Origin of the sequence: Emticicia sp. 21SJ11W-3, from assembly GCF_024138715.1 — a bacterium.
GTDB lineage: Bacteria > Bacteroidota > Bacteroidia > Cytophagales > Spirosomataceae > Emticicia > Emticicia fluvialis.
Map to the genome: position 1 here is coordinate 2,959,865 of NZ_CP092074.1, position 24,958 is coordinate 2,984,822.

A 24,958-nucleotide genomic window follows, 5' to 3' on the forward strand; every position below is an offset into this window, starting at 1 on the left:
AAAAATTGAACAGGCGGCCTGATAACTGGTCATTTCATCAATTCCAATGCCTTGCTGATGTTGTCGGTGGGCAGTTGGCAGGTTTTATCAAAGCAAACGTAAATCATGGTTCGTCCGTCCTGCGCTGTGCGGCCTTGCAGCAGGGGCAGGCCAGACCCCTCAGCTGAACCTGCAAACACCTTATTGGGGCCGTAGGTCTGGTCTAGTATGGCTCTAACGCCTTGCGCATCAGGCCCAACAATGGCCACTTCGGCGGTTGGTTTTACCAATTGGGTGGCCAATGTAGCCCAGTTGGTGAGCCACTGGGTATCGGTCAGCACCAGTTTTTTCATTTTGGCCAACATCAGCCGGGCTATATCCACAAAATCGCGGCGGTCGAGTATGATACCCAGGTTATACAGGTTACCGGCCATTATAGAATTAGATGCCGGTATTACGTTATCAAAGAGTTCTTTTTTGCGGGCTATCAGTTGTTCTCCCTGGCTGTCGGTAAAATAGAAAAACTGGTCTTCGGTGTCATAAAAATTGGCAATTACGTAATCAGTCAGCATTTCGGCTTCATGCAGCCACTGCTCGTCGAATGTTACCTGATACAAAGCCGTGTAGGCATCAATTACACTGGCGTAGTCTTCCAGATACGCAATAATGGTAGCCTTGCCGTTTTTATAATTATGCCATAGACCCCTACCCTCGTGGCCGTCTTCGGTTTGTACAACCACACTCATTTTTGTTTGAATGAAATGCGCATTGGCCAGTGCCAGGGTTAAAAACGCGGGGTCGTTGATGTACCGGTAGGCATCAACCAGCCCCTTGAGCATCAGTCCGTTCCACGAGCAGAGAATCTTGTCGTCGAGACCCGGTCGCACGCGTTTGCTGCGTTCTTCCACCAAGGTGGCAAACATTTTATCCCATTGGGTATTGTCAACACCCCACAGGCGGTCTTCCAGATGCAGAATATTGTTGCCGTGTTCCCAGTTGCCTTCTTCGGTTATATTAAAAGCTTCATTAAATTCTGCCGATTTTTCAGCCAGCAGGTAATCAATTTCCTGCTTTTTCCAGATGTAAAATTTCCCCTCTTCGCCTTCGCTGTCGGCATCCAGCGCCGAGTAAAAGCCTCCTTCGGGGCTGGTCATTTCGCGTTGCAGCCAGTTGATAGTCTGGGTAACACGTTCTTTGTACAGGTGGTCACGGGTGAGTGCGTAGGCCTCGGCATAGAGCGACACCAACTGACCGTTGTCGTAGAGCATTTTCTCAAAATGCGGCACTTTCCAGTCGGCATCGGTCGAATACCGCGTCCATCCGCCACCCAGTATATCATAAATGCCCCCAAGCGCCAGCCTGTCAAGCGTCAGGTTCAGGTGCTGCAAGGCTCTTTCATCTTTAGTAAACTGATAATAACGCAACATAAATTTCCAGATGCTGGGCATCGGAAACTTCGGCGCGCGATTCATGCCGCCGCGTTCGTAGTCGAAATTAGAGCGCATCCGGTTAAAAACAGCTACCAGCTCTTCTTCGCTGAAACTCAGTTCTTCATCTGCCTGTAAACCATATTTTTCCGACTCGCTGAAAAGCATATTTTGTGTAAAGCCATCGGCCGACTCCTGTAATTTGTCGTAGTTTTCGTCAAAGGCACGCTTGATACCCACCACCAGATTAGCCCAGTTTTGCGGCGGAAAATACGTACCACCATAAAAAGGCCGCGCATTGGGCATCAGAAAAACATTGAGCGGCCAGCCGCCCTGCAAACCCATGGCCTGTAAGGCCTCCATATAAATGGCGTCTACATCGGGGCGTTCTTCGCGGTCTACTTTTATACACACCAGGTGGGCATTCATTAAATCGGCAATCTGCTGGTTTTCGAACGATTCACGCTCCATTACATGGCACCAGTGGCAAGCCGAATAGCCGATACTTACCAGTATGGGTTTGTTTTCGGCCTGGGCTTTTTGCAAGGCTGCTTCTCCCCAGGGGTACCATTCAACCGGATTATGGGCGTGCTGTAAAAGATAGGGGCTTGTTTCGTGAATCAGTTGATTTGGCATAAAATTGCATTATTTTTTTATGAATTTGGTGGATAAGTTCATGGCTCGTATCAGGTACGTACCCGCAGGCAGGTGGTTGATTTTCAGGGTTTTGATGTTTTGCCCCTGTTGCAGGCCGATGTTTTCTTCATAAATGGTTTTGCCTGCGGCGTTGGTCATGCTGATGCGCGTGGTTTGCGGTTGCGGGCTGTTCAGGCTGATGTGCAGTTCTTCTTCTGTCGGGTTCGGAAAAACCTTCAGAGCATTGGGCAATTGGCCGGGTTCCTGGCCCAGCAGGTTCATATCAAACCTGCAAAGAAAAATCTCGTAGCCTTTTAGTGGTATAAACAACTTCTGGTTGTTGTACGTGGCCTCTACCATTACGGCATCGTTGTCGTCTTTGGCGTAAGGGTTGTGCGCCACCACCAGCAAATGGTTATTTTTTACCACTGCCCGCCAGATAGGCTTGCGGTTATCAACATAGGCATGAGCCGGTTGAGGTATTACCAGCTGATAGTTGCCCGTGAACATCTCTTTATAAGCCGACAAGCGGTGCAGGCCTTTAATAAAATACTCGTAGGTAGCAAAGTTTTCGTTGTTGGTAAAAAGGTTGGGGTCGTCCCATAGCCAGAGGCCACTGGCACCGGAGAAAAACGGAAAAATGGCTGTGGCTTCGGCCATAAACGGCTTTATGAACTTCTGAGCCGCATTGGTTACATAACTGTAACGCAGCCAAACAAACGGAATGATGCGTTTATCGGGCGCCCAGGCGCGGTTTACCTCTATCTGAAAAAGCAGGTAGGCCAGGTAGTCGGGCGCCAGCGGGTGCGGGTAGTCATAATAATAATAGGCTGACGGCGCCAGGAAATCCTGCCGGGCCAGTACATCGCCGCCCAGGGTGTTCCGGTTGAAATCGTACATCAGGTAATTGAGCAGGCCGGGGTCGGTTGTCCATTTCTGCCAGCTATTACCGGGTATATTAATGTAGGTATTCAGAATGGGGGTGTCTGAATACCCTGCTATGCTGGCCGGTTTATTGTTTTTGGTAAACAAAAAGGCCTCGGCATACAAGGCCTGTAAATCTTTTTTGTATTGGGTTATAAAGGCGTTATTGTCCAGGCCCCGGTAGGCAACAGGGGTTGTGGGGTGGTTTTTCAGAATCAGAATAGAATCGTTGCTTTTGATTTGCCGTTCAATATCGGGCACCAGCAGGTCTACTTCAGGCATGGTACTCAGTTCGTGCTGCCATCTGCCCTTGTAGCCGTCCAGATTGTTATTCCAGGGGCTGCGCAAGGCCCACCAGGGCTGGTCTGCGCCGTTAAAGGCTACGCCATACCATACCAGCGCTCTTTGATGTTTGGGCAGGGTGGCGTCGGCGTTTTCAAAAGTTGCCAGATGGCTAAACCCATACCTGAGCGGAAGCCGCTGGGCGTCGCCAAAGCGGGGGCCGCCATACACCAGCGTAAAAGGCAGGGTAAATTCGGGGAATTTCTGCCAGTCGATAATGCGGTTCTGGGCTGTGGGGCTGAACGGCGCCTCAACAGCATTGCAGATTTGTCCAAACGACCGGAAAGCGAATAACTGCAAGGCAGCAAACAGAAAAAACCATGGCACCCGTTTGTTCCAACCATGTAGCAGAGACAAACGGTAGCGAGGCCAATTCTTGTTGTTGCTGTGTATCATGTAAAGATAACCGCGAAAAACTATTGCTTGTTCAATTCATCAAAAACATAACGGATAGAACTGTAAGAATTAAGCAGGGCTTTCTGCACCTGTTTTTCGTCCATCCAGCTTAATTCTTCAATGCCCTCTTCTGTCTGGGGTTTCATGTGGGTGTCGTCGGTACATTGCATTATATACCATTTGGTGCGTTTCAGTATCTTGTTATTGCCCATGGCATAGGTGTGCCAGGTTGTGCAAATTTTTTCACCAAGTATCACACTTATGTTGCATTCTTCCTCAACCTCGCGTATGGCTGTGGTTTTAGACTTCTCGTCGTCGTCGCGTTTGCCTTTGGGGAGGTCCCACTTGCCGAGGCGATACATCATCAGTATTTTATCGTCGTCATTAAAAACAACGCCTCCAGCGGCTTTTACTACCTTATAATAGCCCTTTATCTGCTGTTCAATGCTGGTTTTGTCGTCTACCACAAACACCACCGACTGGAAGTCGAAGTCTTTCACTGTCCACAAAAGGCGAAAGAATTTCTCAATAGTGGCGGCAGAAGTATTTAATATGATGACGTGTCCTTTAAACCGTTTTTCGGTGAGTGGCTCCAGTCGGGCATCCAGCATGATATCAAAGTCATTGCCGTGCAAATGATGGAACTTATTTTTACTTATAATCTTTACAGGTTTGTCGTCAATGAAGATAACCATTGGTTTTGTTCAGGCAGATTTGTTTCTGGCAGCAAAGTTCGTAATTTTTTTGAAAGTTATTGAAGCCGTAAAAAAATTATAATACACATTTCGTTCAGAATATTTGTAAAACATATTATTTTGCACTTTAATCACCATCTGGCCCACCTACCGGCGGGCCAAAAACTTCTAAATGGAAATTTTAATTATCCTTTTTTTAGTAATACTCAACGGTATTTTCTCTATGTCAGAGATTGCCCTGGTATCATCCCGCAAAACTAAACTAGAAATATCAAGCAAAAATGGTGATAAAAGAGCGCAGGCAGCGCTAGACCTGGCTAATTCTCCCAATCGTTTTTTATCTACGGTTCAAATCGGCATCACCCTCATCAGTCTCTTGACGGGTATTTTTTCAGGCGACAGCCTGACACTACACCTGCACGATACGCTGCTGGCCTGGGGTTTCCCGCCACTTTATGCCAATGAAGTATCGGTGGGGCTTATTGTACTCATTATCGGCTTTGTACAGTTGGTACTGGGCGAACTGGTACCCAAACGTATAGGCATGGCAAACCCCGAGGCCATAGCCAAAGCGGTAGCCGCGCCGATGAACATCCTGTCGAAAATTACTTCTCCGTTTATATGGCTGCTCACCAGAAGCAGCGACCTTATTTTTAAGATGTTCGGCATTACGCAGTCTGACTTTGCAGTAACTGAAGAAGAAATAAAATCGATGATTCAGGAAGGTGCAACCGGCGGAGCCATTGACGAGATTGAACAGGAAATTGTGCAGAACGTTTTTCATCTGGGCGATAGGAAAATTACCACCCTGATGACCAGCCGTAACGAAATTACGATGCTGGACGTAGAAGACAGCGTTGAAGAAAACAAAGCCAAGATTATTGAATACAAACACTCGGTGTATCCGGTTTGTAAAGACGGTATCGACAATATTATTGGTTTATTGTATATAAAAAACCTGTTGGGCAAAGACCTGGACACTGAGTTGAGAAACCTGGAACAGGTGCTGAAAGAACCACTGTTTATACCTGAAAACAACCATGCGTACCAGGCCTTAGAGAAATTCCGTGAGGAGCGTATCCATGTGGGTATTATTGTTGACGAGTACGGCAGCGTGCTGGGTATGATTACCCTGAACGATATTATGGATGCATTGGTGGGTGATATTTCGGTAGATAATGAGTTTAGCTACGAGATTTTTGAACGTGAAGACGGTAGTTTTCTGGTGGATGCCTCCCTGCCTTTTGATGATTTTCTGAATCATTTTGATATTCAGATTAACAATCGCCGCGAATACACCGGCTTTGATACCCTGGGCGGTTTTGCCCTGAACATATTGAAAGAGATACCCGACACCGGCGATAAATTTGAATGGGAAGACTACGAATTTGAAATTATTGACATGGACAAAAACCGGATTGACAAGATTCTGGTAATGAAGGTATCAAAAGAGAGTTGATGAATTGTAAAATAAGGGTTGAGATTAACTCAAAACATTTTCTGACATTCACTACTTCGTTATCCCGTAGGGATGATCTATCGGTAGAATAAATTCCTTAGAAAAATTCAAGTCCCGCTGGGACGATGGATTAATATACCATCCTTACAGGATTCACCTTTAGTATCAAGGTGTTTTCTACAGATATACCGTTCTGATGGGTCTCTGCGTACTTAAGAAAACACAAATTCTCTCTAAAAACCTGAAATTCAAGGTACAAACCTCATAAAAGGCTTTACCTGAAATATATAACCAGTAACATTTTTTGCCTTCAGGCTACCTAATATAATATCTGAATGAACACTTCGCGTAAAATTGCTTCTTATCTGTTATCAACCAAGGCCGTAAAATTAAGCCCCGACCAGCCGTTTCAATGGAGTTCGGGCTGGAACTCGCCCATTTATTGCGACAACCGCGTAACGTTGTCTTACCCGGAAGCAAGAACATTTATTAAAAAATCGTTGGCCAAGGCCATTAAAAAGCATTTTCCTGAGGCCGAACTCATAGCTGGTGTAGCCACTGCCGGTATACCGCAAGGCGCGCTGGTAGCCGAGGCGCTTGGCCTGCCGTTTGCCTATGTGCGCCCCAAACCGAAAGAACACGGCATGGGCAACCAGATTGAAGGCCGTATTGAAAAAGGACAGAAAGTGGTGGTTATTGAAGACCTGATATCAACAGGTGGCAGCTCTCTGAAAGCCGTTGACGCCCTGCGCGCCGCCGGAATTGAAGTGGTGGGTATGGCAGCCATTTTTACCTATGGCTTTAAAGTAGCCGACCAGAACTTTGCCGACAAACAGGTGCCGCTGGTAACGCTGAGCCATTATAATGCCTTGATAGACGAGGCCATCAAGCAGAATTATATATCGGCTGAATCGTTGGAATCGCTTAAAAAATGGCGCAGAAAACCCGAAACCTGGGGTAAGTAAGCACAAGAATTGATACAATCTTTTACGAGGCAGAAACCCCATTCTGTCGCTTTGTTTATATGGCAGGTGGTATCTGCCTTTCAGAATCTATCAGAATGGTCTCTTATATTTATAAAGGTTGTGGTATCAACATAAGCTCTGAACTGCCATTGCCTGAACTGGTACCGGGCGATGCCACCCCGGCAGACCTCAGCATCAGAATAGGCCCGGTACCAGACCAGCCAACAGCCGAGGTAACAGACATTGGCCCCGGCTATATGGCAAGTGCCCATGAGTACATTTTCAGGTTACCGAATGTGGCAGGCTATTATGCAAGAGATGGTAAAGAAATATGGATTGACCCGGCTAAAAATGCCGACGCTGAAAGCATCAGACATTTTTTACTGAATCAGGTTTTGCCACAGATACTGTTTCAGAGAAATCTGATACCATTGAAAGCATCAGGTATTATCTATAACAACCAGGTGGTTTTGTTTGTAGGGCGCAGCGGAGCAGGCAAGTCTACCCTTCTGGCATCTCTAAAGCAAAGAGGTTATCAAGTATTTACTGATGATATGTGCGTTATGCGCCACAATGCCAAAGGAGAAATAGAAATACTGGCAGGTTATGCTACTATAAAATTATGGCAAGATGCCTACAAAATACTTCAATTGGGCAATCCGGATGAAAGCATGAGAATACGGCCTCAATTGCCCAAATACAATACGTTTATTCATGATGAGTTCCTGACTTACCCGTATCAGGCAGCAACAACCATTTTTTTATTAGAGGCTACCATCCAAAAAAGCGCCTATACAGCAGGTGTATCCTATGCCAGCTTGTTTAAAGCACACACAGATAGCCTGCATGGTAAATCTTTCAATAAAAGGCAACTGGTGTTTAATGTGCTTAGCAATTTTCTTAAAAACAAAACCGCGTACCGTATCAGGCGCTCGGTACACCAGGATTCGATTGATGAAATGGTAAAGTTTATTGAAACCAAAATCTGCTAACCTATGCAAGACACACTTCGTAAAATTGTATGGCTGGCCTCATATCCCAAAAGTGGCAATACCTGGTTCAGATTGTTTTTGTCGGCACTTGCCAATAAAGGCAATTTAGATATTAACCGTCTTCGTTTCCAGATGATATATTCGTCGAGAGATATATTTGAGAGCGTAAGCGGAATTGACTCGCGGTATCTTTATGACGAAGAAGCCAAATTACTGCAGCCGGAGGTTTTTAGAAAAATTGCTGCTGATTCAACAGAAAACCTGTATATAAAAATTCATGATGCTTTTGTGCAGGCAAACGGCACTACACCCATAGTACCAGAAGATGCAAGCCTTTGTGCCATTTATTTTATCAGAAATCCGCTTGATATTGTTGCTTCTCTGGCCAATCATTTAAATAAACCTATTCATTATGCTTTAACTCTGCTTTGCAATAAAGCAGGTTTTTTTGTGCCGCAACATGGTAATCTGAACAATCGTAATCAGTTCAGACAGTATTTATCAGACTGGAGTTCGCATGTGCAGAGCTGGACCAATGGCCCGAATTTTCCTGTATATGTAGTCAGGTATGAAGATATGCTCGAAAACCCCTTTCAGGTATTTAAGCAATTACTGGTTTATACAGGCGTAACTGAATACAGCGATGATGCCATCAGGGCTGCCGTTGAAGCTACTGCTTTTGATAAACTGAAAAAGCAGGAAAATGAAAAAGGTTTCAACGAGAAATTCAGCGTTGAAACCCCTAGTTTTTTTAGAAGCGGCCTGCAAGGTAACTGGGTTAATGAGCTAAGTGCCCAGGAAGTGGAAACCTTAATACAAAACCACAGTGAAGTAATGACCCGCTTTGGCTATTAGTTTATCCGGTCATGAACCGGTTGAAACTCCGCCTCCATCATTGCCTGTATTAGATGACCCTTCTATTATGTCCGCCGATAAAAGTTCTATTCTCGGTGTTTCCCAGGTTTTTTTAACAGTCAATTCTGCTTTTACTACATTTGAATCTTCCATAATACAATTATTAAAAATTTATAGATAAATATTTTTTACTTTTTCCGGGTTAATCGCTGGGTCACTCAAATAAAAATATAATCAACTGTAAATACCTGCTAATCAGTTAATTATAAATGTATTATGCAATAACCAAAGCAGTTTTCGAAAAACCGGGGAAAACAGAAGAAATTCAGCGTTGAAACCCCTGATTTTTTTAGAAGCGGCCTGCAAGGTAACTGGCTTAATGAGCTAAGTACTGAACAAGTAGATGCTATTATCAATTACCAACAGAAGACCATTAAAAGGTTTGGTTACCTGATATAATTATCAGGAAGCGGTATCAGTACCCGCGCCGTCAGTACCTGGTTGACCGCGTCCTTTTATTACATTCTCAGATAAAACAACTATCCTTGGTGTTTCCCAGTTTTTTTTAACTGGCAATTCTGAATTTACTTCTTTTTTAACTTCCATAATAGATATAAAAAAATTTGTTAATAATAGATATGAATAATTTTATTTACTAATTGAAAAAAAAACGGCAGAAAATTAAAATTTAAGATGGTAATGATAGCCAAGCCTGAAAATCTGATAAAAAATGGCTTAATCTGGCATTAATGAATCAGAAAAATCCTGTAAAACAAAATTAGAAATTCTATTTTAGAAAACTAAACTTATTTATAAAAATAACCTTTCGCCTCAAGCCAGTGTAGGTATGCCACCAGTTCAACTGCCCATGCAGCAATACGGCAGTCAGTATTGTTTCGTTTGCCTTCAAGAATAGCCCCGTACAACGTCTTAAAACGATCTACATGAAGTGCCTGCCTGCTGCGCTCATAGCTGGCATCTTGTAGAACAGTATCTATATATGTATGCGATTGAATGAACTTTTCGGTGAAATCAAGAACAAATGGCTTCTTGTCTTTTCTCCACTGAATTTCCTGTGGCACAAAACCGTCCATAGCCCTGCGCATTAAAGACCGCTGCCAGTTATTTACCAGAAACTGCTCTGGCGGAATATCCATAAAAAACTCCATCAGGTTTTTATCAAGCAACGGAACCGTGCTTTCTATACCGTAAGAGGCACTTAGTTTTTTTTGCGTACTAAAAAGCATCCCACCCAAGGTACCAGTATTAATAATGGCGGCCAGCCTTTTTTTAACTGACGCTGTTGCGCCGAAGGCTACTTTTCCGGCTGCCAGAGGTGCCAGTTCTTTACTTAGCAAAGCCTGCCTCTCTAGCCGAAGGTAAGGAAGAATGGGTTCGTACAGTTTTCTGGCAAAAGAGTTATCCAGTATGCATGTCCTGAAAGCCTGAAGAAATGATATTTTGTTATCGGCGGCTATAAAGGCTAAAGATTTAAATGCCGCACGTAATTGACCCGCTTTAAGCTGGTCATATATCAGGCCATCACCTTTGTAAGACATGGCGAAGTCTCCGCCAAAACCATTAAAAAACAAACCTATTCCTTTTTGGCTTGCGGTTTCAAACAGGCGTTTATCTGTATAAATAAAAGGATAGGCCAACACTTCGAGGCGTTCAAATGTATCGACCAGATTAGTGAAAGGCCCCGAACCGTCTGAAAAATCAATAAACTCCTGCTGAATATTAGGATACTTTTTACCCATTAGTTCCATATAATAGCGTTCGTCTTTTTGGGTTCCTGTGTAATCGGGGCTTAATACGTTAGAAATAGTATATAATGGCTTATTCTTTTTTTGCAGCTCTGTGGCCAGAATACCAGCCAGAAATGAGGAGTCTAGCCCGCCGCTTAACGAAATCCCCACGGGCTTGTCGGTATCCAGCCTTTTGTTAACGGCATTGATAATGAGTTCTCTCATGCAGGCTGCCCAGTCATTATCGTTAGTAAAGGCATACCTGCCCTGCTTTTTAAGCTGCCAGTAATTGTAAAGCCCAATAGAATGTGGCTCATTACACTGCCAGGTAAGACGGGTAGCCGCAGGCAGTTGTTTGATGTCGGCATCGTAAGTACCGCCATCAAAATTAACCATAAACTTATTTACGGTATTGTTCCTGTCAAATCTTTTCGGGGTCTGGTTTGCGGCTGTTATACCTTTTATCTCGCTGGCAAACACAAACGCCTGCCCGTTGTAATAGTAATAAAAAGACCTGAAACCCATGTGGTCGGTGGCTGCAAAGATGGTTCTGGTTTCTTTGTTCCAGATTACAAAGGCAAACTCACCATCCAGGTAATCGGTACAGTTGCTGCCATATTTACGGTATAGCTTCAGTATCAGGCAGGCGTCGGCTATTTCATGGTTTTTATGGGGCAGGCCCAGCAGGCTTATGATGTTGCTCTGGTTGTCAAGGCGGCTGTCGCAGGTAATTACATATTCATCTTCCTGATACGGCAATAGCTCGTTATGCTGCCTCACAGACGTAATAAGCTGGTATGTGGCTAAAAACGCCCGGGTATCATGATATGTACCTTTACCGTCTTTGGCCCTGTGTGCCATGGCTTGTTGCATAGCTGCAAAGGCTGCATCAGATTCTGGTGGAGACGTAAAGATGATTCCAAAAATGGCGCTCATGGCTGCAAATCAGGTGGTACCTGTTAAGGTTAAAATAAGACAGGGCGCAAAGATAAATAATAAATCAGAATTAGTACGGCGCAGGTAAACCAAATAAATAAAGGTAGAGAAATAAAAAGAAGAAATGTGCCGCTAATGATAAGCAGACATTTACTGACTTAGTTAGGCCAAACCCTAATATATTTTTAATGTGGTGCGTTGATATGGATTAATATCTGATGCGTGCTTTACCGGCTATCTTTTGCAGAGCATTGTGCTGCTGATTTAGCAACCCTGATTAAGACTCACAAAATAACAATAGGCGTACCGGAAAACCAACATGCAAAAATGGGCATAATTTTAAAATAATTTACGGGTAAAAATACCTGTTTTGCGCTTGCGTAGTTTTACGTATTTGCCATAACACCTATAAAACAGGTATTTTTACGGGTATGCAACCCCTTAAAAAAGGGCTACATTTGTTGTGGCGCTTACAGGTAAGCCCCCCAGAACTCCTTTTTCTGAAAATATGTACCCGGCAGGGCTGTCAGCCTGACGCCGGGTTATATAATTGACTATTAAAAAAGACACCCGATGCTTGTAAAAATTACAACTTGGCTGGTAACGTATGTTTCAGTTGTATTGCTTTTTCCGGTTGCCATTGCTGTGTATAGAAAAAAACACCTGACAAAAGAGCTGAAGGCCATAGCTGTTTATTTATGCTTTGCGCTTTTTTCTGAGGTGGTGTCAATCGTTACTGCTGAATTGTTAAATAACAACCTGCCGTTTCTGCATTTCTATACCATCATTGAGTTTGCCATTATCAGCTGGTTCTATAAAACCTATCTGCAAAATTTTATACCAGAGGGTGTTTTTTATGTGGCTATTGCGCTTTTTACAGTGCTTGCTGTGCTCAATTTTATATACGTGCAACCACTTACAGGGTTCAATACTTACCCGCGTGGGCTTGAAAGCATCATTTTTGTATTTTTTGCCCTGGCAACCTATTATAAGATGATTCAAACGCTAGAGATTATTTATATAGAAAAATCTCCTTTATTTTGGATTAATGCCGGATTTCTGTTTTACTTTGCAGGGAGTCTGTTTTTATTTGTACTCGGAAATTTGCTATTGAGGATGGACCTCCGCCTGAGTATGTTATCGTGGGCAATTCATGCCTGCCTGTTGGGTTTGACCTATATATTTATTGCTATTGGTTTATGGTACAGCCCGCAACAACAGGAGCCCCACTAGATATGTATGTGATGATAATTGGTGGTACACTGATGCTTTTAATGATGGCCTGCGGTATTGTAATTTTTATGGTGCTTTACCAACGCCGGATGCTTGAACACCGCATTCGTATTCAGGAAGCAGAAGCCAAGCATCAGCGCGAGCTGTTTTTTGGCGCTATGGATGCCATTGAGCAAGAACGCAAAAGGCTGGCCCGCGACCTGCACGACGAGGTGGGCGCGTCTTTGTCTGTGATGCGGCTGATGGTTAATGAGCTACCCACCAGGCCACAACTAACCACATTAGACTACAAACAGCTGATAGATAACATCATAGACAACGTAAGGCGGATATCAAACGACCTGCTGCCACAAGGGCTGGAAGAGTTTGGCCTGCCTTATGCCATTGAAAGCCTTTGCGAAAAAGTAATGGCCGTTGCCGGAATTGACATCAATCTGACTGTAGAAATACCCGAACAACCGGGCAATACCCAAAGCCTGGCCGTTTACAGACTCTTACAAGAGTTACTGAATAATGCTGTAAAGCACGCTGAAGCCACAGAACTAACGCTAACGATAAGGAAAGAAAATGCATTTCTATCCATTAAATATGCCGACAACGGCAGGGGCTTTGATTTTGTAGAAGCGTATCAGAAAAGAAGCCTTGGTCTTAAAAATATAGAGGCCCGAACCCGGCTGCTTAACGGCCAGACCAGGTTTGAGACATCTCCCGGTGCCGGCCTGAGAGTGGATATTGAAATTCCGGATTTGTAGGTATTTACGTACCTAATATCAGTCTTCAACCTGCTACTGATTATATACAAATTGAACTTTGTCAACCAGTACCTGTATAGGTTTGCTATACTATACTTATGAAGATGATTAAAATTGCTATTGCAGATGACCAGATTTTATTCAGAAAAGGGATGGCCGCCATCATTAATAATCTGGATAAAATGGAGATTATTTTAGAAGCCGACAACGGCAAGACTTTACTTGATGCCATTAAAACTGCTGAGGTAAAGCCCGATATTGTGTTGCTTGATTTGTCAATGCCCGAACTGAACGGCATTGAAACCACCAGGATTCTGCACTCCGACTACCCGGATATCAGGATTATTGTGTTATCAGTGCATAGCGATGACCGCTTTGTGGCGCACCTCATGGAGCTGGGTATTAATGGTTATCTGTTTAAGAATGTTGAGCCTGCCGAAGTAGAAAAAGCCATTGTAACGGTTATTGAGAAGGGTTTTTATTTCAATGAGGTTTTTCTGAAAACCATGAAAGACCGCCTGACAGGCAAGAAACCCCGGCTGCTGATACCACAAAACATACCATCTACGTTAACGCAGCGCGAACTGGAAGTACTTGACCTCATCTGCCGCCAGTACACCGCGCAGGAAATTGCCGAGAAATTATTTATCAGTATCCGAACCGTTGACGGCCACCGGAATAATCTGCTTGAAAAAACGGGTGTCAGAAACACGGCCGGGCTTGTTGTTTTTGCCATCAAAAATAACCTGCTGGACCCGGCGACGCTTTTGTGAATGAGCGGGCGGCGTTCCGCTGATTGAGTGAATTAGTGATTGAGTGATTGAGTGAATGAGCGGGCGACGCTTTTGTGAATGAGTGAATGAGCGATTGAGTGAATTAGTGAATGAGCGGGCGGCGCTTTTGTGAATGAGTGAATTAGTGATTGAGTGATTGAGTGAATGAGCGGGCGACGCTTTTGTGAATGAGCGATTGAGTGAATTAGTGAATGAGCGGGCGGCGTTCCGCTGATTGAGCGAATTAGTGATTGTGTAAATGAATTTCTATAATTGCGGGGAATTAGTGAATGAGTGATTTAGCGGCCGCTAAATCACTCATTCACTAAATCACTAAATCACTAATTCACTAAATCACTCATTCACTAATTGGTTAACTTCCCAAGATGCTTCAGCATTCTGATGTGTGAGTCGAGGCCGTTAATGAATGATGCTTTATCGTTATAGAGTATGCCGTATTCTTCGGCGGTGCTGCGTACAATAGGCGAAATGTATCGGTAATGCACGTGCGATATATGCGGAAAAAGATGATGTTCAATCTGGTAGTCGAGCCCGCCGATATACCATGATAACAGGTAATTTCTGCTGGCAAAGTTAGAAGTGGTATTGAGCTGATGAATAGCCCATGAGTTTTCGATATTACCTTTTTCGTCGGGCGATGGCTGGTGTGCGCCTTCTACCACGTGCGCCAGCTGAAAAATGGTGCTCAGTATAAGCCCTGCTATGGCGTGCATAGTCATGAAACCAATCAGCCACTGGCCAAAGCTCAAATTTAAAACCACCATCGGCAAAACACCAATTACCAGAATATAAGCCACTTTGCCAATAAGCAGGCGGAAAATCTCCTTGCGCGGGTACGACTTAACCAGCCCGGTTTTAGACATCTCGTTATATAAAGCAATTTCTTTGAAGTCTTTCCAGAGAAAAGACAAGGTCATGAGGCTATATAAAAAGAAAGCATAAATATGCTGAAATCTGTGTATGCGTTTGAGTTTGTCGCTGCACGATAACCGCAGCAGAAACTTGCCGGTGATGTCTTCGTCTACCTCATGAATATTGGTAAACGTATGATGCAGGCGGTTGTGTTGTATCTCCCAGTTGTAAACATTACCCCCAAGCAGGTACAAAGAGGCACCAAAGAGGCGGTTGATCCAGTGATGCTCTGAAAACGAGCCATGAATGGCGTCGTGCATTACAGACATACCTACTCCGGCTACACCCACACCCATCAGTATGGTAAGCAGCCACATTTGCCATAAGGTACATTGCCCACTTAAAATAAGCGCAAAAGAACCCAGGTAAAGAGACAACATACATATTGCCTTTACCATTATTTTTTGTCCGCCTGTTTTCTGAATCTGATTTTCGTGGAAATAACTATCTACTTTTGAACGCAGAACTGAAAAAAAGAGCGATTTATCCTTATTGAGGAATTTCACTCTGTTGTATTTTGAAGGTTTCATTAAAGGGGTTTAATGGGGTTAGGTAGTCCTTTCACAAGGTACTAACTTTCCCCTGAAGAATCTATTAATCTAACGCTTAAATGAAAAAAATATTGTACTTAAGGAACTTTTTATTTTTTCATTAGCTTTTATAGCGTTATCACGGCCTTTACCAGTTCATGCCCCGACTGCAGCAGGTGTTCAAAACTATCGGCCACGTCTGCAAAGGCCACGCGGTGGGTTATCCAGGCGTTGGTATCAATGCGGCCTTCTTCCATCCAGTGAATGATATTATTAAAATCTTCCGGCAGGGCATTTCTGCTGGCAAAAATGGTGAGTTCTCGCCGGTGGAAAAGCGGGTCAAAGAAAGTCATGTCTCCCTGAAACAAGCCTACAAATATAATTTTGCCGCCAAAAGCCGCCATTTCAAAGGTACGCATCATAGAGCCGGGGTTGCCGGTGGCATCAAAAATGGCCGTGGGCATATCGCCATCCAAGTGCGCTTTAATGGCCTCCAGGCTGTTGTCTGAGGCCACTACGGTGGCATCAGCCTGCATGGTATTGCTGGCAAAATTCAGGCGGGCCTCGTTTACGTCCAGCATCACCACTTTTGCACCTTTAATTTTGGCAAACTGCAAACAGGCCAGCCCTATGGGCCCCGCCCCTATTACCAGCACTTTGTCGGCCGCGGTAATACCTGAACGGTTAACGGCATGGCAGCCAATGCCCAGGGTTTCAACCAGGGCCAGTTGCTCAAAGTTCAGTCGAGCCGAGGCATAAAGTTTGCCGGCAGGCAGTTTCAGGTATTCTGTCATGCCGCCGTCGGTATGCACGCCCAGCACCTGCAGGTTTTCGCAGCAATTGGTTTTGCCGTTACGGCAAGACTGGCAATGCCCGCAGTGCAGGTAAGGCTCAACGGCGCAGCGGTCGCCGGGTTTAACGTTGGTTACAGCAGTGCCGGTTTCTATCACTTCAACACCCAGCTCATGGCCCAAAATGCGTGGATAAGAGAAAAAAGGCTGCCGACCGCGATAAGCGTGGTAATCTGTGCCGCAAATACCTATGCGGTGTACTTTTACAAGGGCCTCGTGTGGTTGTAAGGGAGCAGGCTCGCTCACCAATTGGTACTCAAACTTTCCTGCTTCCTGTAAGGTTAATGCTTTCATTTTTATGTTCGATTCTTTTTTGTTTTCCCTCCTTTTTTTTAGAGAGGGTTGGGCATTTCCTGATTTTTTAGTAAAATACCCGGGGTGGCCAAGCCACCTGTAATACTTTTTGAATGATTTGAGAAACAGGTTGAGATTCAGTTTTGTACCAAAACACTTGAAGATGCTGAACTGAATGGTTCAACCCAATCTCTTCATTTATTGGCAGTTTAAATACCCCGATTCTAAATACATTGCGGTAATTTTAATAATATCGCTTTAAACGAATAATCTGCTCGGGTATGGGTTGGGAGTTCCAGTGTTCATGAATAACCAGCGCAGCGCCTAATGCCGATGCCTGCGCAATTTCTGAGGCAAATACCTGCTTGTGAAAAAATGCATCGGCCAGCAGATTCATAAATATTTCGTTTTTAGAGAAACCGCCTTCTACAAAAATCTTGCGTACCCCCTTACGGCCTATGGTAAGGCGTAAAGAGGCTATCTGCTGCGCCACCAGGTCTAGCATAAACTGGTGGTAGGCTTCTTCGTACGATTTAAAGAGGTTAATGTTGCGTTCTACAAAGGGGCTGTCTAGCGTTACGTCGGCTGTTTCGGGGGTGGCCTGTTTGTATTTTTTGCGGAGGTGCATAATCAGGTTGGTATCAAACCTTACCTCTTTATAATAATTAACATTTACATTGAAATAATCGGCCAGGTGTTTCACCTGCCGTTCATGCTCATTGCCCGCAAAAATTCTGGATGCCTTCACCGGTTTGCCCTCATAGTTCAGGTAAGACAGACAATCTTTGGCCATTTCGGCAGTGGTAAGCGGCTCTTGGTTGAACGGATTAAGGCTGATGGCCCAGGTACCGGTTGACAGCAGCACAAACTCTTCGTCAAAAGTACGCAGGTACGGCACCAATGCCGACGAACTATCGTGCACGCCTATGCCTATAGCCCGGCCTGTGGCGGTATCTACCACTACCTCATTAGTAAGCATAGGTTTTTGCTGCACCGAGTGCAAGTGCTCTGCCTCTACCCAGGCGTGGTAATTGTGTTTTTCGTAATCCCAAAGCAGGGTATGGCAACCCACGCTGGTGATTTCGGAAAGGGGCTGGCCGGTAAACAAAAAGCTACAATACTGTGGCAGATGTAATGAATGACGAATGAGATGAAAAAGCGAAGGCTTCTGGTTTTTGAGCCAATACAACTGCATAGCCGAATTGAGCATGCCGAGGTCTGGCGAAGCAGTTTGGCGGTAGATATCGCTACCGTATTTTTCTACAAAATCATTACGAAGTGTTTTAGGCAGGGTTTTCAGGTAATTGTATAAGGCCGCCAGGGGTTTTCCGTTGCCGTCAAGGTGTACCAGGCTTGCACCATAGGCCGAGAAATTAAGGGCCCTGATATCATAGTTGGGGTTTTCTGACAGGACTTGAAAGCTGTTTTTAATCCAGTTGGTGAGTTGCAGGAGGTCGTCTGACGGAAAGCCGTCGTCATCGAGCGACTCATCAAGCTGCACCTGTTCTTCGTGTAGAATCTGATAATTCTGGTCGAAAACGAGTAACTTTTTATTTGTTTTACCAATATCAAAAACGGCACAAACCGGAATCGTGGCTTTCTTTTGTGTCATTGAGTTTTCATTTTTTAAGTTTCCAAAATTAAGAAACAGTTTTAATTATTCTTAACAGAACTTGTTTTATTGGGCATGAAGCAACAATATTTTATTACACAGCCACCAAAAAAACACCCGGACTACTTTATACCTAAAAGTAAGCCGGGCGGGTGGTAAAATACTATGAGCAGATTATGCCTAAAAAACACATATTGGGGTGCTACTTAAACAATTGAATGGTGTAGTCAAGCAATGACTGATTTCCATATTCGCCATGCCCGGGTATCACAATTTTTGCTTTCGGGTAAGCGGCTTTTACTTTTTCAACCGTGGCCGACCATTCGGCCAGGTTGGCGTCGCCCAGATAACCTTTGGTAGCATCTATTTCTTTAATGAGGCAACCGCCAAACATGACGTCGTCTGGCGCAAAGTAACCTACTACGTTGTCTTTGGTATGGCCTTCGCCAAAGAACCTGGCTGTTGCCTGTTTTTTGCCAATTTTCAGGGTCAGCAGGTCTTTAAAGCCGTTTTGTGGCACAGGCATTTTGTCTTCCTTTGCCAGCTCAATTGTCTTAAAACTGGCATAAGACGGAATGTTATGTTGATGAAACGCATTGAGCCCACCGAGGCAGTCGGTATGAAAATGGGTAGGAATAACCGCTTTTATCTGGCAATGTAGCGTTTCTGTAACCCATTTTATGAGTTCTTCGGCGCTTTTGTCTTTAGTGGGTGTGTCAAAAATAATAACCTCATGGCCGTTTCTGACCACCAGCCCGTTACAAGGCACATTGCCGAAGTCGTTGGTTTGGTGATACGATACATGCAGGAAAGAATTATCGGCAATCTGGGTAATGATCAGGTCTTTCGACTGATACACTTCTTTGGGTTTAAATGCCTTGTTTTTTTGGGCCTGGGTACTAAAAACAAATACCTGTAGTAGTAATAATAAGAGTGTTTGTGAAAGGTTTTTCATTTTTTTCTTCCTGCTGTTAAGAGTGATTTTTTAGGATAAATAGCACGATTTTTTTTGAGCTTACCAAAGGTACAGAAATTTATAGTCAGCCTCAAAAGACCTGCGAAGAGTTTTTTTAAAAAAATCTAGTGGCTTTTTTGGGGTAGGTTTTGAAGCAAAAAAGCGGGGGTGGCTTCGTTTTTTTCAGGCTTACCTTGTATCTTTGCAACACCTGGTTCTGCAAAAAATCTTTTGGCATTCTAGCCGCGGGCCGAAACGCTTCACCCATCAGGTATGTAAGTACAAATACTCACCTTAAAAAAATATTAATACTCATTTTTTCTGCAACTTTTGAGTACTTATACCCGTTATATAGGTAGTACAAACAAAAATTATTCGAAAAAAAATGAGAACTAAAATAAGCACCCTGGTGGTGTTGGCGGCTTTGGCCGTTGCATCTACCGCATACGCGCAAAGTAAGGCTTCGCAGCCGGTTAACTATAAACAGCAGAATATGCTGCTGGCCAAAAAAAGTAAGCAGGCCGAATCGAGCAGGATTGCGATTTCAAACGATTACTCAACCAACCCGTTGGATAATCACCGCAATTATAAAGCACATTCAGGTGCCCCTAAAGCCAACAAAGTTGTTTTTGATGTAACACTGGGTAACAGGCACCGAAACTATAAACAAAAGAATTTGCTTACTTCAAACGGCTATAAAGAAGCCAACAAGCAAGCGCAGGATATTGAACGAGAGGAATTGGTTTTGAAGTAACAGAGAGTGGTAAGAGAATTGTTCAATAAGAAAAGGTAGCCTTTTAGGTTACCTTTTTTGTTATTTACTGGTGGGCATGCATTAAAAGTTCATACCAAACTGAAACCCAAGGGTAAAAGATGCAGGGCGGCCATTACCAAAACGCAATGGCAACGGTAATGCGATGTAATAGCCCGAATGCTTGTTTTTCTTTACTACCTTATTAAGTACGGGTGTAAGCCCATAGCGGCCGGAGGTTTCAAAAGCTGCCCGGCCGGCAAAAGTATAACCTTTGCCCAGCGCAACCAGCACACCAGGATGAATAAGCAGATTGCTTACCCGGCTGATGCCTTTTTCGGATAAGATAAGGGGGACGATTTCAAGCGAAAAACCTGCTTTGGGGGTTTTCCAGAGATTGAGACCTACCGGGAAACCCACCACATAGCTGTCTTTAAAGTTAAGGGTATTCTGCCTGCTGAAAGTAATAACCGGATGAATAACCCCTACATAACCAGTAACACGCGGATACGTTGGCTCTGGTGGTTTGTTTTGCCCGAAAGTAAGAATGCTACACCATAAAAATAAGGTTGCCAGGTAATGTTTCAATGCCATTGTTTTTGTTTTGATGTGGCACAAAACTAGTTACCGCAGCATTACAGAAATTGCACGCTTTTTACCTATTTGTATCTGGTTTACCTTTACGAAGATTATTTCTGAACGATAGCGGATTTTTACCCGTATGCTGCCTGAACGACCTTGTAAAATGGCTCTGGTCTGAAAAGCCCGTCAGATAGGCAATTTCAGTAAGGGTGTAGTCGGTTTGTTGCATCAGGTCTATGGCTTTTTCGATACGCCGTTTGCGTATATACTCGCCAAAGTTGAGGTCATCAAAATATTTTGAAAATTCGCGGGAGAGATAGGATGGATTAATGGCCAGCTCTTCTGATATTTTGCGGAGGTCGAAACTAAACTGCGCATCAATCTGGTCCTGAATAATGTGTTTCAGTTCTTTTACCCATTCGGGTACTTTCTTTTTGTCGGTCTCTTTCAGCAGGTTCTGATACACTTTGTGCAGCATGTCTTCAAACGGACTATTCTGTAAGTGTTTTTGCTTATACAGATGCGTAGCCCAACTGTAAAGGGCATCATAAATTATATAGCCCTGCTCAAGCAGCTGGTAGTCGTCAGAGATATTGTACGAAAGGCCCGCCGAAATGGCCATCAGCCCGGCAGACTCATCAGTTAATTCATATCTGTCGGTATCTGCGCCTCTTACAATATCGGCCATAATACCAACGGCTTTATCCTGAATGTTATATTTACTGACGATGTAGTCGAAAGTACAGCGGTCATTGTAATGCGTAAACTCTACCCCCGGGATATCAAAAGGAATAGCATTTAGCTCGACCGACTTCGGAATTACCTCATGAAAAGGCACATAGATAAACTCAGCCTGGGTATCTACAAATTTCCTGATAAGCCAGGGGCAGGCCAATCGGTCTATTTTGGGTTTTTCGCGGGTTATCCACTTCATAAAATGTGCGTTTTAGGGTAAATGTACGAGCAACGAAGGCGCACCCTGTTAAAGGTTGTTATCTACAAAATTCTGAAGATACTCTTTTATCAGATTACGTACCCGGCGGAACTCCGCCTTGTTTTCTTCTTCTGAGGCGCCTTTAAATTTGGATGGATCCGGGAAATTCTGGTGCAACTGCCGCACTGCTCCCGGAAAAACCGGACAACGTTCAAGGGCGTTGTCGCATACAGTAATTACGTAGTCGAAATCAATATGGGTGTATTCATCAACATTGTTTGAGGTATTCCCGCTGATATCGATGCCGTCTTCAAGCATGGTGGCTATGGCGCCCGGGTTTAGCCCGTGGGTTTCTACGCCTGCACTGAAAATTTCGGCCTTCCCGGCTGCCAGTTGATTCAGGTATCCGTGGGCTATCTGGCTACGGCATGAGTTACCCGTGCATAACACCAGTACTTTCTTCATTGCGCAAATGTTTTGTTTTTATGGTAAGATAAAAATTATGTGGGGGCTTTGTATATGCCCCCCTACGGATTATCAATCCGTAGTACGAAACACGGATTACCAATCCGTGATACTAACAACACCCAGCCCCCGGAGTGCAGCAATTGAGACCCTCTTTTTCGGCATAAACCGTTATGCTGAAAATACCCGACGTGCTGTTTCTGAACTCAGCAATTTCTGCCGGGCTCAGGTAATTGGCCAGAATATCGTCAGGCACAATAATAGGCTTTTCTTTCTGAATTACGATGTTCTGAAAGCCCGAATCTGCAATCATTTGCAGGTACTCATCTTTCTGAATAGCCCCGGCTACGCATCCGGCATACATTTCGGCGGCCTCTTTCAGTTTTTCGGGCAGGTGGCCAGTCAGTACAATGTCTGAAATACTAAAATGCCCGCCGGGTTTCAGGATACGCTTGATTTCAGCAAAAACGGCCGCCTTGTTGGGTACCAGGTTAAGCACACAGTTACTCACAACCACATCGGCGCGGTTGTCTCGCAACGGAATATCCTCAATATCTCCCTGACGGAACTCCACATTGGTATAATTCAGCTTTGCGGCGTTGATACGCGCCTTTTCAATCATGGCCGGTGTAAAATCAATACCAATTACGCGGCCGGTTTCTCCGGTTTCGGCACGCGCCACAAAGCAGTCGTTTCCGGCACCCGAGCCCAGGTCAACCACGGTGTCGCCTTTGCTTATGCGGGCAAACTGCGTGGGCAAACCACAGCCCAGGCCCAGGTCTGCATCGGTGGTGTAGCCGTTCAGATTCGTATAATCGTCGGCCATGATGTTGTAAACCTCTGTTGAGCAGCCGCCTGCTCCGCAACACGAGGCGCGGTTCAGGTCTGCATCCTGCAAGGCAATTTCGCTGTACTTCTCCTGTACCAGTTGTTTCAGGTTTTGTTCTGTGTTTGTCATTGTTTGATTAAGTTTTATGGTGTATGATGTAAACATACGACAAATATGTGCAAAAAATTTTTAACAGCACTCTGCCTGCGGATTAGCCAGAGCCGATTCGAAAAACAATTGAAATAGCGTTTTTACTCGCGCTACCACCTGAATATCGAGACAATAGCAAACATGCTGCCCGCTTACTTCGCCCTGAATTATGCCCAGCTCTTTCAGCTCCTGCAAGTGTTGCGACACCGTGGTGCGGCTCAGGGGCAGTTCGTTAGAGATATCGCCCGATACACACACCTGCTTTTTTGCCAGAAACTGAATAATGGCCACACGCGCCGGGTGCGACAAAGCCTTGGCAATCTGGGCGATTTCCTGCTGCTGCACATCAAAAAGACTGGTTTTGGCGTATGTCATGGGGTTTGATTTGAATTATGTCGTAAATATACGACATGGGAATTTATATTTAAAAGATTTTCCTTATTTTTTATTTACCGTTAGCCCGAACAGAAAAAACTGATTTAAAACACTGGTTTTTGTTAATATAAAAAAAATATTCCGACAAACAAATAACACTACCCTAATCTTTCGTTTTCAATATCAATGATATTAAGTTTATCTTTGCTGAAAATCCATAACATAAGTTTAAATGAATATAGCAATCTTGAGTAACTCTGTTTTGCCTGTGACTAAATATGGTGGTACTGAACGTATTATTTGGTGGTTAGGCGAAGAATTAACAAAAATGGGCCATAAAGTTACATTTATTGCGCCCGAAGGTACAAAGAGCAGCTTTGCAAAGGTTATACATTACAACCCGGAAATACCGCTGGCAAGGCAAATTCCTGAGGAAACAGACATTGTGCATCTTTACGAAAAACCAAAAGAGCCGTTGTCGAAACCTTATATTGTAATGATACAAGGTAACAAAAACGACTTTGAAGCGTGCGACGAAAACACCGTTTTTGTATCCAGGAATCATGCCGAAAGATATGGGTCTGACGCCTTTGTGTATAACGGCCTGAAACTGGAAGAATACGGTAAACCAGATTTTAAGGTGCCGCGTACGCATCTGCATTTTCTGGCCAAGGCTGCCTGGCGCGTAAAAAACGTAAAAGGGGCCATTAGCATAGCCCGGGCCAGTGGCAACAAACTGGCTGTGCTGGGCGGCACCAGGCTCAATATTAAAATGGGCTTCCGGTTTACCCCCTACCCCAGCATTAGTTTTTATGGCATGATAGGCGGCGAAGAAAAAAACCAGTTGCTGCGTACTTCAAAAGGTTTGGTGTTTCCGGTTTTGTGGCATGAGCCTTTCGGTATTGCTATTATTGAGAGCATGTATATGGGCAGCCCTGTGTTTGGCACGCCGTATGGGTCGTTGCCAGAACTGGTACCCGCCGGAATGGGCGTGCTGTCAGACAAGAAATCGGTGCTGATTGAGGCGCTGGCGGATGTTGATAGCTACGACAACAAACGGTGCTCGGAGTACGTAGCAGATAACTTTACTATGGCACACACAACCCGCAAGTATATTGAGTATTATGAAACTGTACTGAACGGCCGGAAGATTAACCCTACACCACCGAAACTGAAAGAAATGCCGCCTAAGTTTTTGCCGTTTTATGAGTAAGGAATGGCGAATTAGTGAATGAGCGAATTAGTGATTGAGTGATTTAGTGATTGAGTGATTTAGTGAATTAGCGAATTAGCGGGCGGCGTTCCGCTGAATTAGCGGGCGGCGTTCCGCTGAATGAGTGAATGGCGTTCCGCTGAATTAGCGGGTGGTGTTGCGGGGAATGAGTGAATAAATTGTTTTGTTTTGTGATTTCAGGTTGGTTATCGGGGTGTTTTTTTTGCGGGTATGTACCCTTTTATACCATAAGTTGCGCGGTTTATTTGTATGCGAGACTTAATAATTGGAGTATCATAACCATTAATACAACAACAAAGCCCTGCCGTTCATTTTTGTCGGCAGGGCTTTGTTGTGTCTGATTATGGCGCG

General features: G+C 44.3%; 24 protein-coding genes. 9 read left to right on the forward strand and 15 right to left on the reverse strand.

From position 1 onward, the window contains the following. Window positions 1–29 precede the first annotated feature (29 nt). Genes MB380_RS12485 through MB380_RS12495 form a run of 3 tightly spaced genes read right to left on the reverse strand, consistent with a single transcriptional unit; the run spans window position 30 to window position 4,399 of the window. A complete protein-coding gene (locus MB380_RS12485) occupies window positions 30–2,042 on the reverse strand; it encodes a thioredoxin domain-containing protein (RefSeq protein WP_253522857.1) in 2,013 nt (670 codons plus the stop codon). A gap of 9 nt (window positions 2,043–2,051) precedes the next feature. After that, the gene (locus MB380_RS12490) at window positions 2,052–3,704 is read right to left on the reverse strand and encodes a T9SS type A sorting domain-containing protein (protein WP_253522860.1); all 1,653 of its coding nucleotides are present in this window, start codon (window positions 3,702–3,704) and stop codon (window positions 2,052–2,054) included. A 20-nt stretch (window positions 3,705–3,724) separates the two neighbouring features. After that, entirely contained in the window at window positions 3,725–4,399 is a 675-nt protein-coding gene (locus MB380_RS12495; protein ID WP_253522863.1) for an NUDIX hydrolase, read from the reverse strand. A 172-nt stretch (window positions 4,400–4,571) separates the two neighbouring features. Here MB380_RS12495 and MB380_RS12500 point away from each other — a divergent pair, with 172 nt between their 5' ends. The 4 genes from MB380_RS12500 (at window position 4,572) to MB380_RS12515 (ending at window position 8,670) form a co-directional block, all read left to right on the forward strand. Further along, window positions 4,572–5,858, forward strand: a complete 1,287-nt coding sequence (locus MB380_RS12500) for a hemolysin family protein (protein ID WP_253522865.1) — start codon at window positions 4,572–4,574, stop codon at window positions 5,856–5,858. A gap of 335 nt (window positions 5,859–6,193) precedes the next feature. Beyond that, window positions 6,194–6,823 carry an orotate phosphoribosyltransferase gene (pyrE, locus tag MB380_RS12505; RefSeq protein ID WP_253522868.1) on the forward strand — a complete coding sequence of 210 codons (630 nt, stop codon included), beginning with the start codon at window positions 6,194–6,196 and terminating at the stop codon, window positions 6,821–6,823. Between the two features lie 59 nt (window positions 6,824–6,882). Next, the gene (locus MB380_RS12510) at window positions 6,883–7,815 is read left to right on the forward strand and encodes a hypothetical protein (RefSeq protein ID WP_253522871.1); all 933 of its coding nucleotides are present in this window, start codon (window positions 6,883–6,885) and stop codon (window positions 7,813–7,815) included. Window positions 7,816–7,818: 3 nt separating this feature from the next. After that, entirely contained in the window at window positions 7,819–8,670 is an 852-nt protein-coding gene (locus MB380_RS12515; RefSeq protein ID WP_253522874.1) for a sulfotransferase domain-containing protein, read from the forward strand. Window positions 8,671–8,679: 9 nt separating this feature from the next. On the opposite strand, the gene MB380_RS12520 is transcribed toward MB380_RS12515, so the two are convergent. From MB380_RS12520 to MB380_RS12530, 3 genes are all read right to left on the reverse strand, one after another. Continuing rightward, window positions 8,680–8,823: a hypothetical protein gene (locus tag MB380_RS12520; RefSeq protein WP_253522877.1), complete on the reverse strand. Its 144-nt coding sequence runs from the start codon at window positions 8,821–8,823 to the stop codon at window positions 8,680–8,682. Between the two features lie 309 nt (window positions 8,824–9,132). Next, window positions 9,133–9,276, reverse strand: coding sequence for a hypothetical protein (locus MB380_RS12525; protein ID WP_253522880.1), 144 nt, complete (start codon window positions 9,274–9,276; stop codon window positions 9,133–9,135). A 200-nt stretch (window positions 9,277–9,476) separates the two neighbouring features. Next, the gene (locus tag MB380_RS12530; protein ID WP_253522883.1) at window positions 9,477–11,354 is read right to left on the reverse strand and encodes an asparagine synthase-related protein; all 1,878 of its coding nucleotides are present in this window, start codon (window positions 11,352–11,354) and stop codon (window positions 9,477–9,479) included. Window positions 11,355–11,927: 573 nt separating this feature from the next. Here MB380_RS12530 and MB380_RS12535 point away from each other — a divergent pair. From MB380_RS12535 to MB380_RS12545, 3 genes are all read left to right on the forward strand, one after another. Then, complete coding sequence (locus MB380_RS12535; protein WP_253522887.1) at window positions 11,928–12,587, forward strand: hypothetical protein; 660 nt, start codon at window positions 11,928–11,930, stop codon at window positions 12,585–12,587. Beyond that, complete coding sequence (locus MB380_RS12540; protein ID WP_253522890.1) at window positions 12,554–13,339, forward strand: sensor histidine kinase; 786 nt, start codon at window positions 12,554–12,556, stop codon at window positions 13,337–13,339. Before MB380_RS12535 ends, MB380_RS12540 begins: the two co-directional genes overlap by 34 nt. A gap of 98 nt (window positions 13,340–13,437) precedes the next feature. Continuing rightward, complete coding sequence (locus MB380_RS12545) at window positions 13,438–14,112, forward strand: response regulator transcription factor (RefSeq protein WP_101726179.1); 675 nt, start codon at window positions 13,438–13,440, stop codon at window positions 14,110–14,112. Between the two features lie 365 nt (window positions 14,113–14,477). On the opposite strand, the gene MB380_RS12550 is transcribed toward MB380_RS12545, so the two are convergent. The 4 genes from MB380_RS12550 to bla form a co-directional block, all read right to left on the reverse strand. Beyond that, the gene (locus tag MB380_RS12550) at window positions 14,478–15,575 is read right to left on the reverse strand and encodes an acyl-CoA desaturase (protein ID WP_253522893.1); all 1,098 of its coding nucleotides are present in this window, start codon (window positions 15,573–15,575) and stop codon (window positions 14,478–14,480) included. 128 nt (window positions 15,576–15,703) lie between these two features. Then, complete coding sequence (locus MB380_RS12555) at window positions 15,704–16,720, reverse strand: zinc-binding alcohol dehydrogenase family protein (protein ID WP_253522906.1); 1,017 nt, start codon at window positions 16,718–16,720, stop codon at window positions 15,704–15,706. Between the two features lie 244 nt (window positions 16,721–16,964). Then, window positions 16,965–18,332 (reverse strand): FGGY-family carbohydrate kinase, encoded by a 1,368-nt coding sequence (locus MB380_RS12560; RefSeq protein ID WP_253522924.1) that lies wholly within the window; start codon window positions 18,330–18,332, stop codon window positions 16,965–16,967. Window positions 18,333–18,534: 202 nt separating this feature from the next. Then, window positions 18,535–19,287: a subclass B1 metallo-beta-lactamase gene (bla, locus tag MB380_RS12565; protein ID WP_253522927.1), complete on the reverse strand. Its 753-nt coding sequence runs from the start codon at window positions 19,285–19,287 to the stop codon at window positions 18,535–18,537. A gap of 385 nt (window positions 19,288–19,672) precedes the next feature. Here bla and MB380_RS12570 point away from each other — a divergent pair, with 385 nt between their 5' ends. Continuing rightward, complete coding sequence (locus tag MB380_RS12570; protein ID WP_253522929.1) at window positions 19,673–20,041, forward strand: hypothetical protein; 369 nt, start codon at window positions 19,673–19,675, stop codon at window positions 20,039–20,041. An 81-nt stretch (window positions 20,042–20,122) separates the two neighbouring features. Here the strand turns inward: MB380_RS12570 and MB380_RS12575 are convergent, their stop codons facing one another. The 5 genes from MB380_RS12575 to MB380_RS12595 form a co-directional block, all read right to left on the reverse strand. After that, window positions 20,123–20,632 (reverse strand): hypothetical protein, encoded by a 510-nt coding sequence (locus MB380_RS12575; protein ID WP_253522946.1) that lies wholly within the window; start codon window positions 20,630–20,632, stop codon window positions 20,123–20,125. Between the two features lie 61 nt (window positions 20,633–20,693). Next, on the reverse strand, window positions 20,694–21,554 hold the full coding sequence (locus tag MB380_RS12580; RefSeq protein WP_253522963.1) for a chromate resistance protein ChrB domain-containing protein: 861 nt from the start codon (window positions 21,552–21,554) through the stop codon (window positions 20,694–20,696). A gap of 48 nt (window positions 21,555–21,602) precedes the next feature. Continuing rightward, on the reverse strand, window positions 21,603–22,019 hold the full coding sequence (locus MB380_RS12585) for an arsenate reductase ArsC (RefSeq protein ID WP_253522966.1): 417 nt from the start codon (window positions 22,017–22,019) through the stop codon (window positions 21,603–21,605). Between the two features lie 112 nt (window positions 22,020–22,131). Further along, the gene (locus MB380_RS12590) at window positions 22,132–22,977 is read right to left on the reverse strand and encodes an arsenite methyltransferase (protein WP_253522969.1); all 846 of its coding nucleotides are present in this window, start codon (window positions 22,975–22,977) and stop codon (window positions 22,132–22,134) included. A 60-nt stretch (window positions 22,978–23,037) separates the two neighbouring features. Then, window positions 23,038–23,373: a helix-turn-helix transcriptional regulator gene (locus MB380_RS12595; RefSeq protein ID WP_253522972.1), complete on the reverse strand. Its 336-nt coding sequence runs from the start codon at window positions 23,371–23,373 to the stop codon at window positions 23,038–23,040. Between the two features lie 232 nt (window positions 23,374–23,605). On the opposite strand from MB380_RS12595, the gene MB380_RS12600 reads away from it, so the two are divergent. Continuing rightward, window positions 23,606–24,586: a glycosyltransferase gene (locus MB380_RS12600; RefSeq protein ID WP_253522975.1), complete on the forward strand. Its 981-nt coding sequence runs from the start codon at window positions 23,606–23,608 to the stop codon at window positions 24,584–24,586. Window positions 24,587–24,958 lie beyond the last annotated feature (372 nt).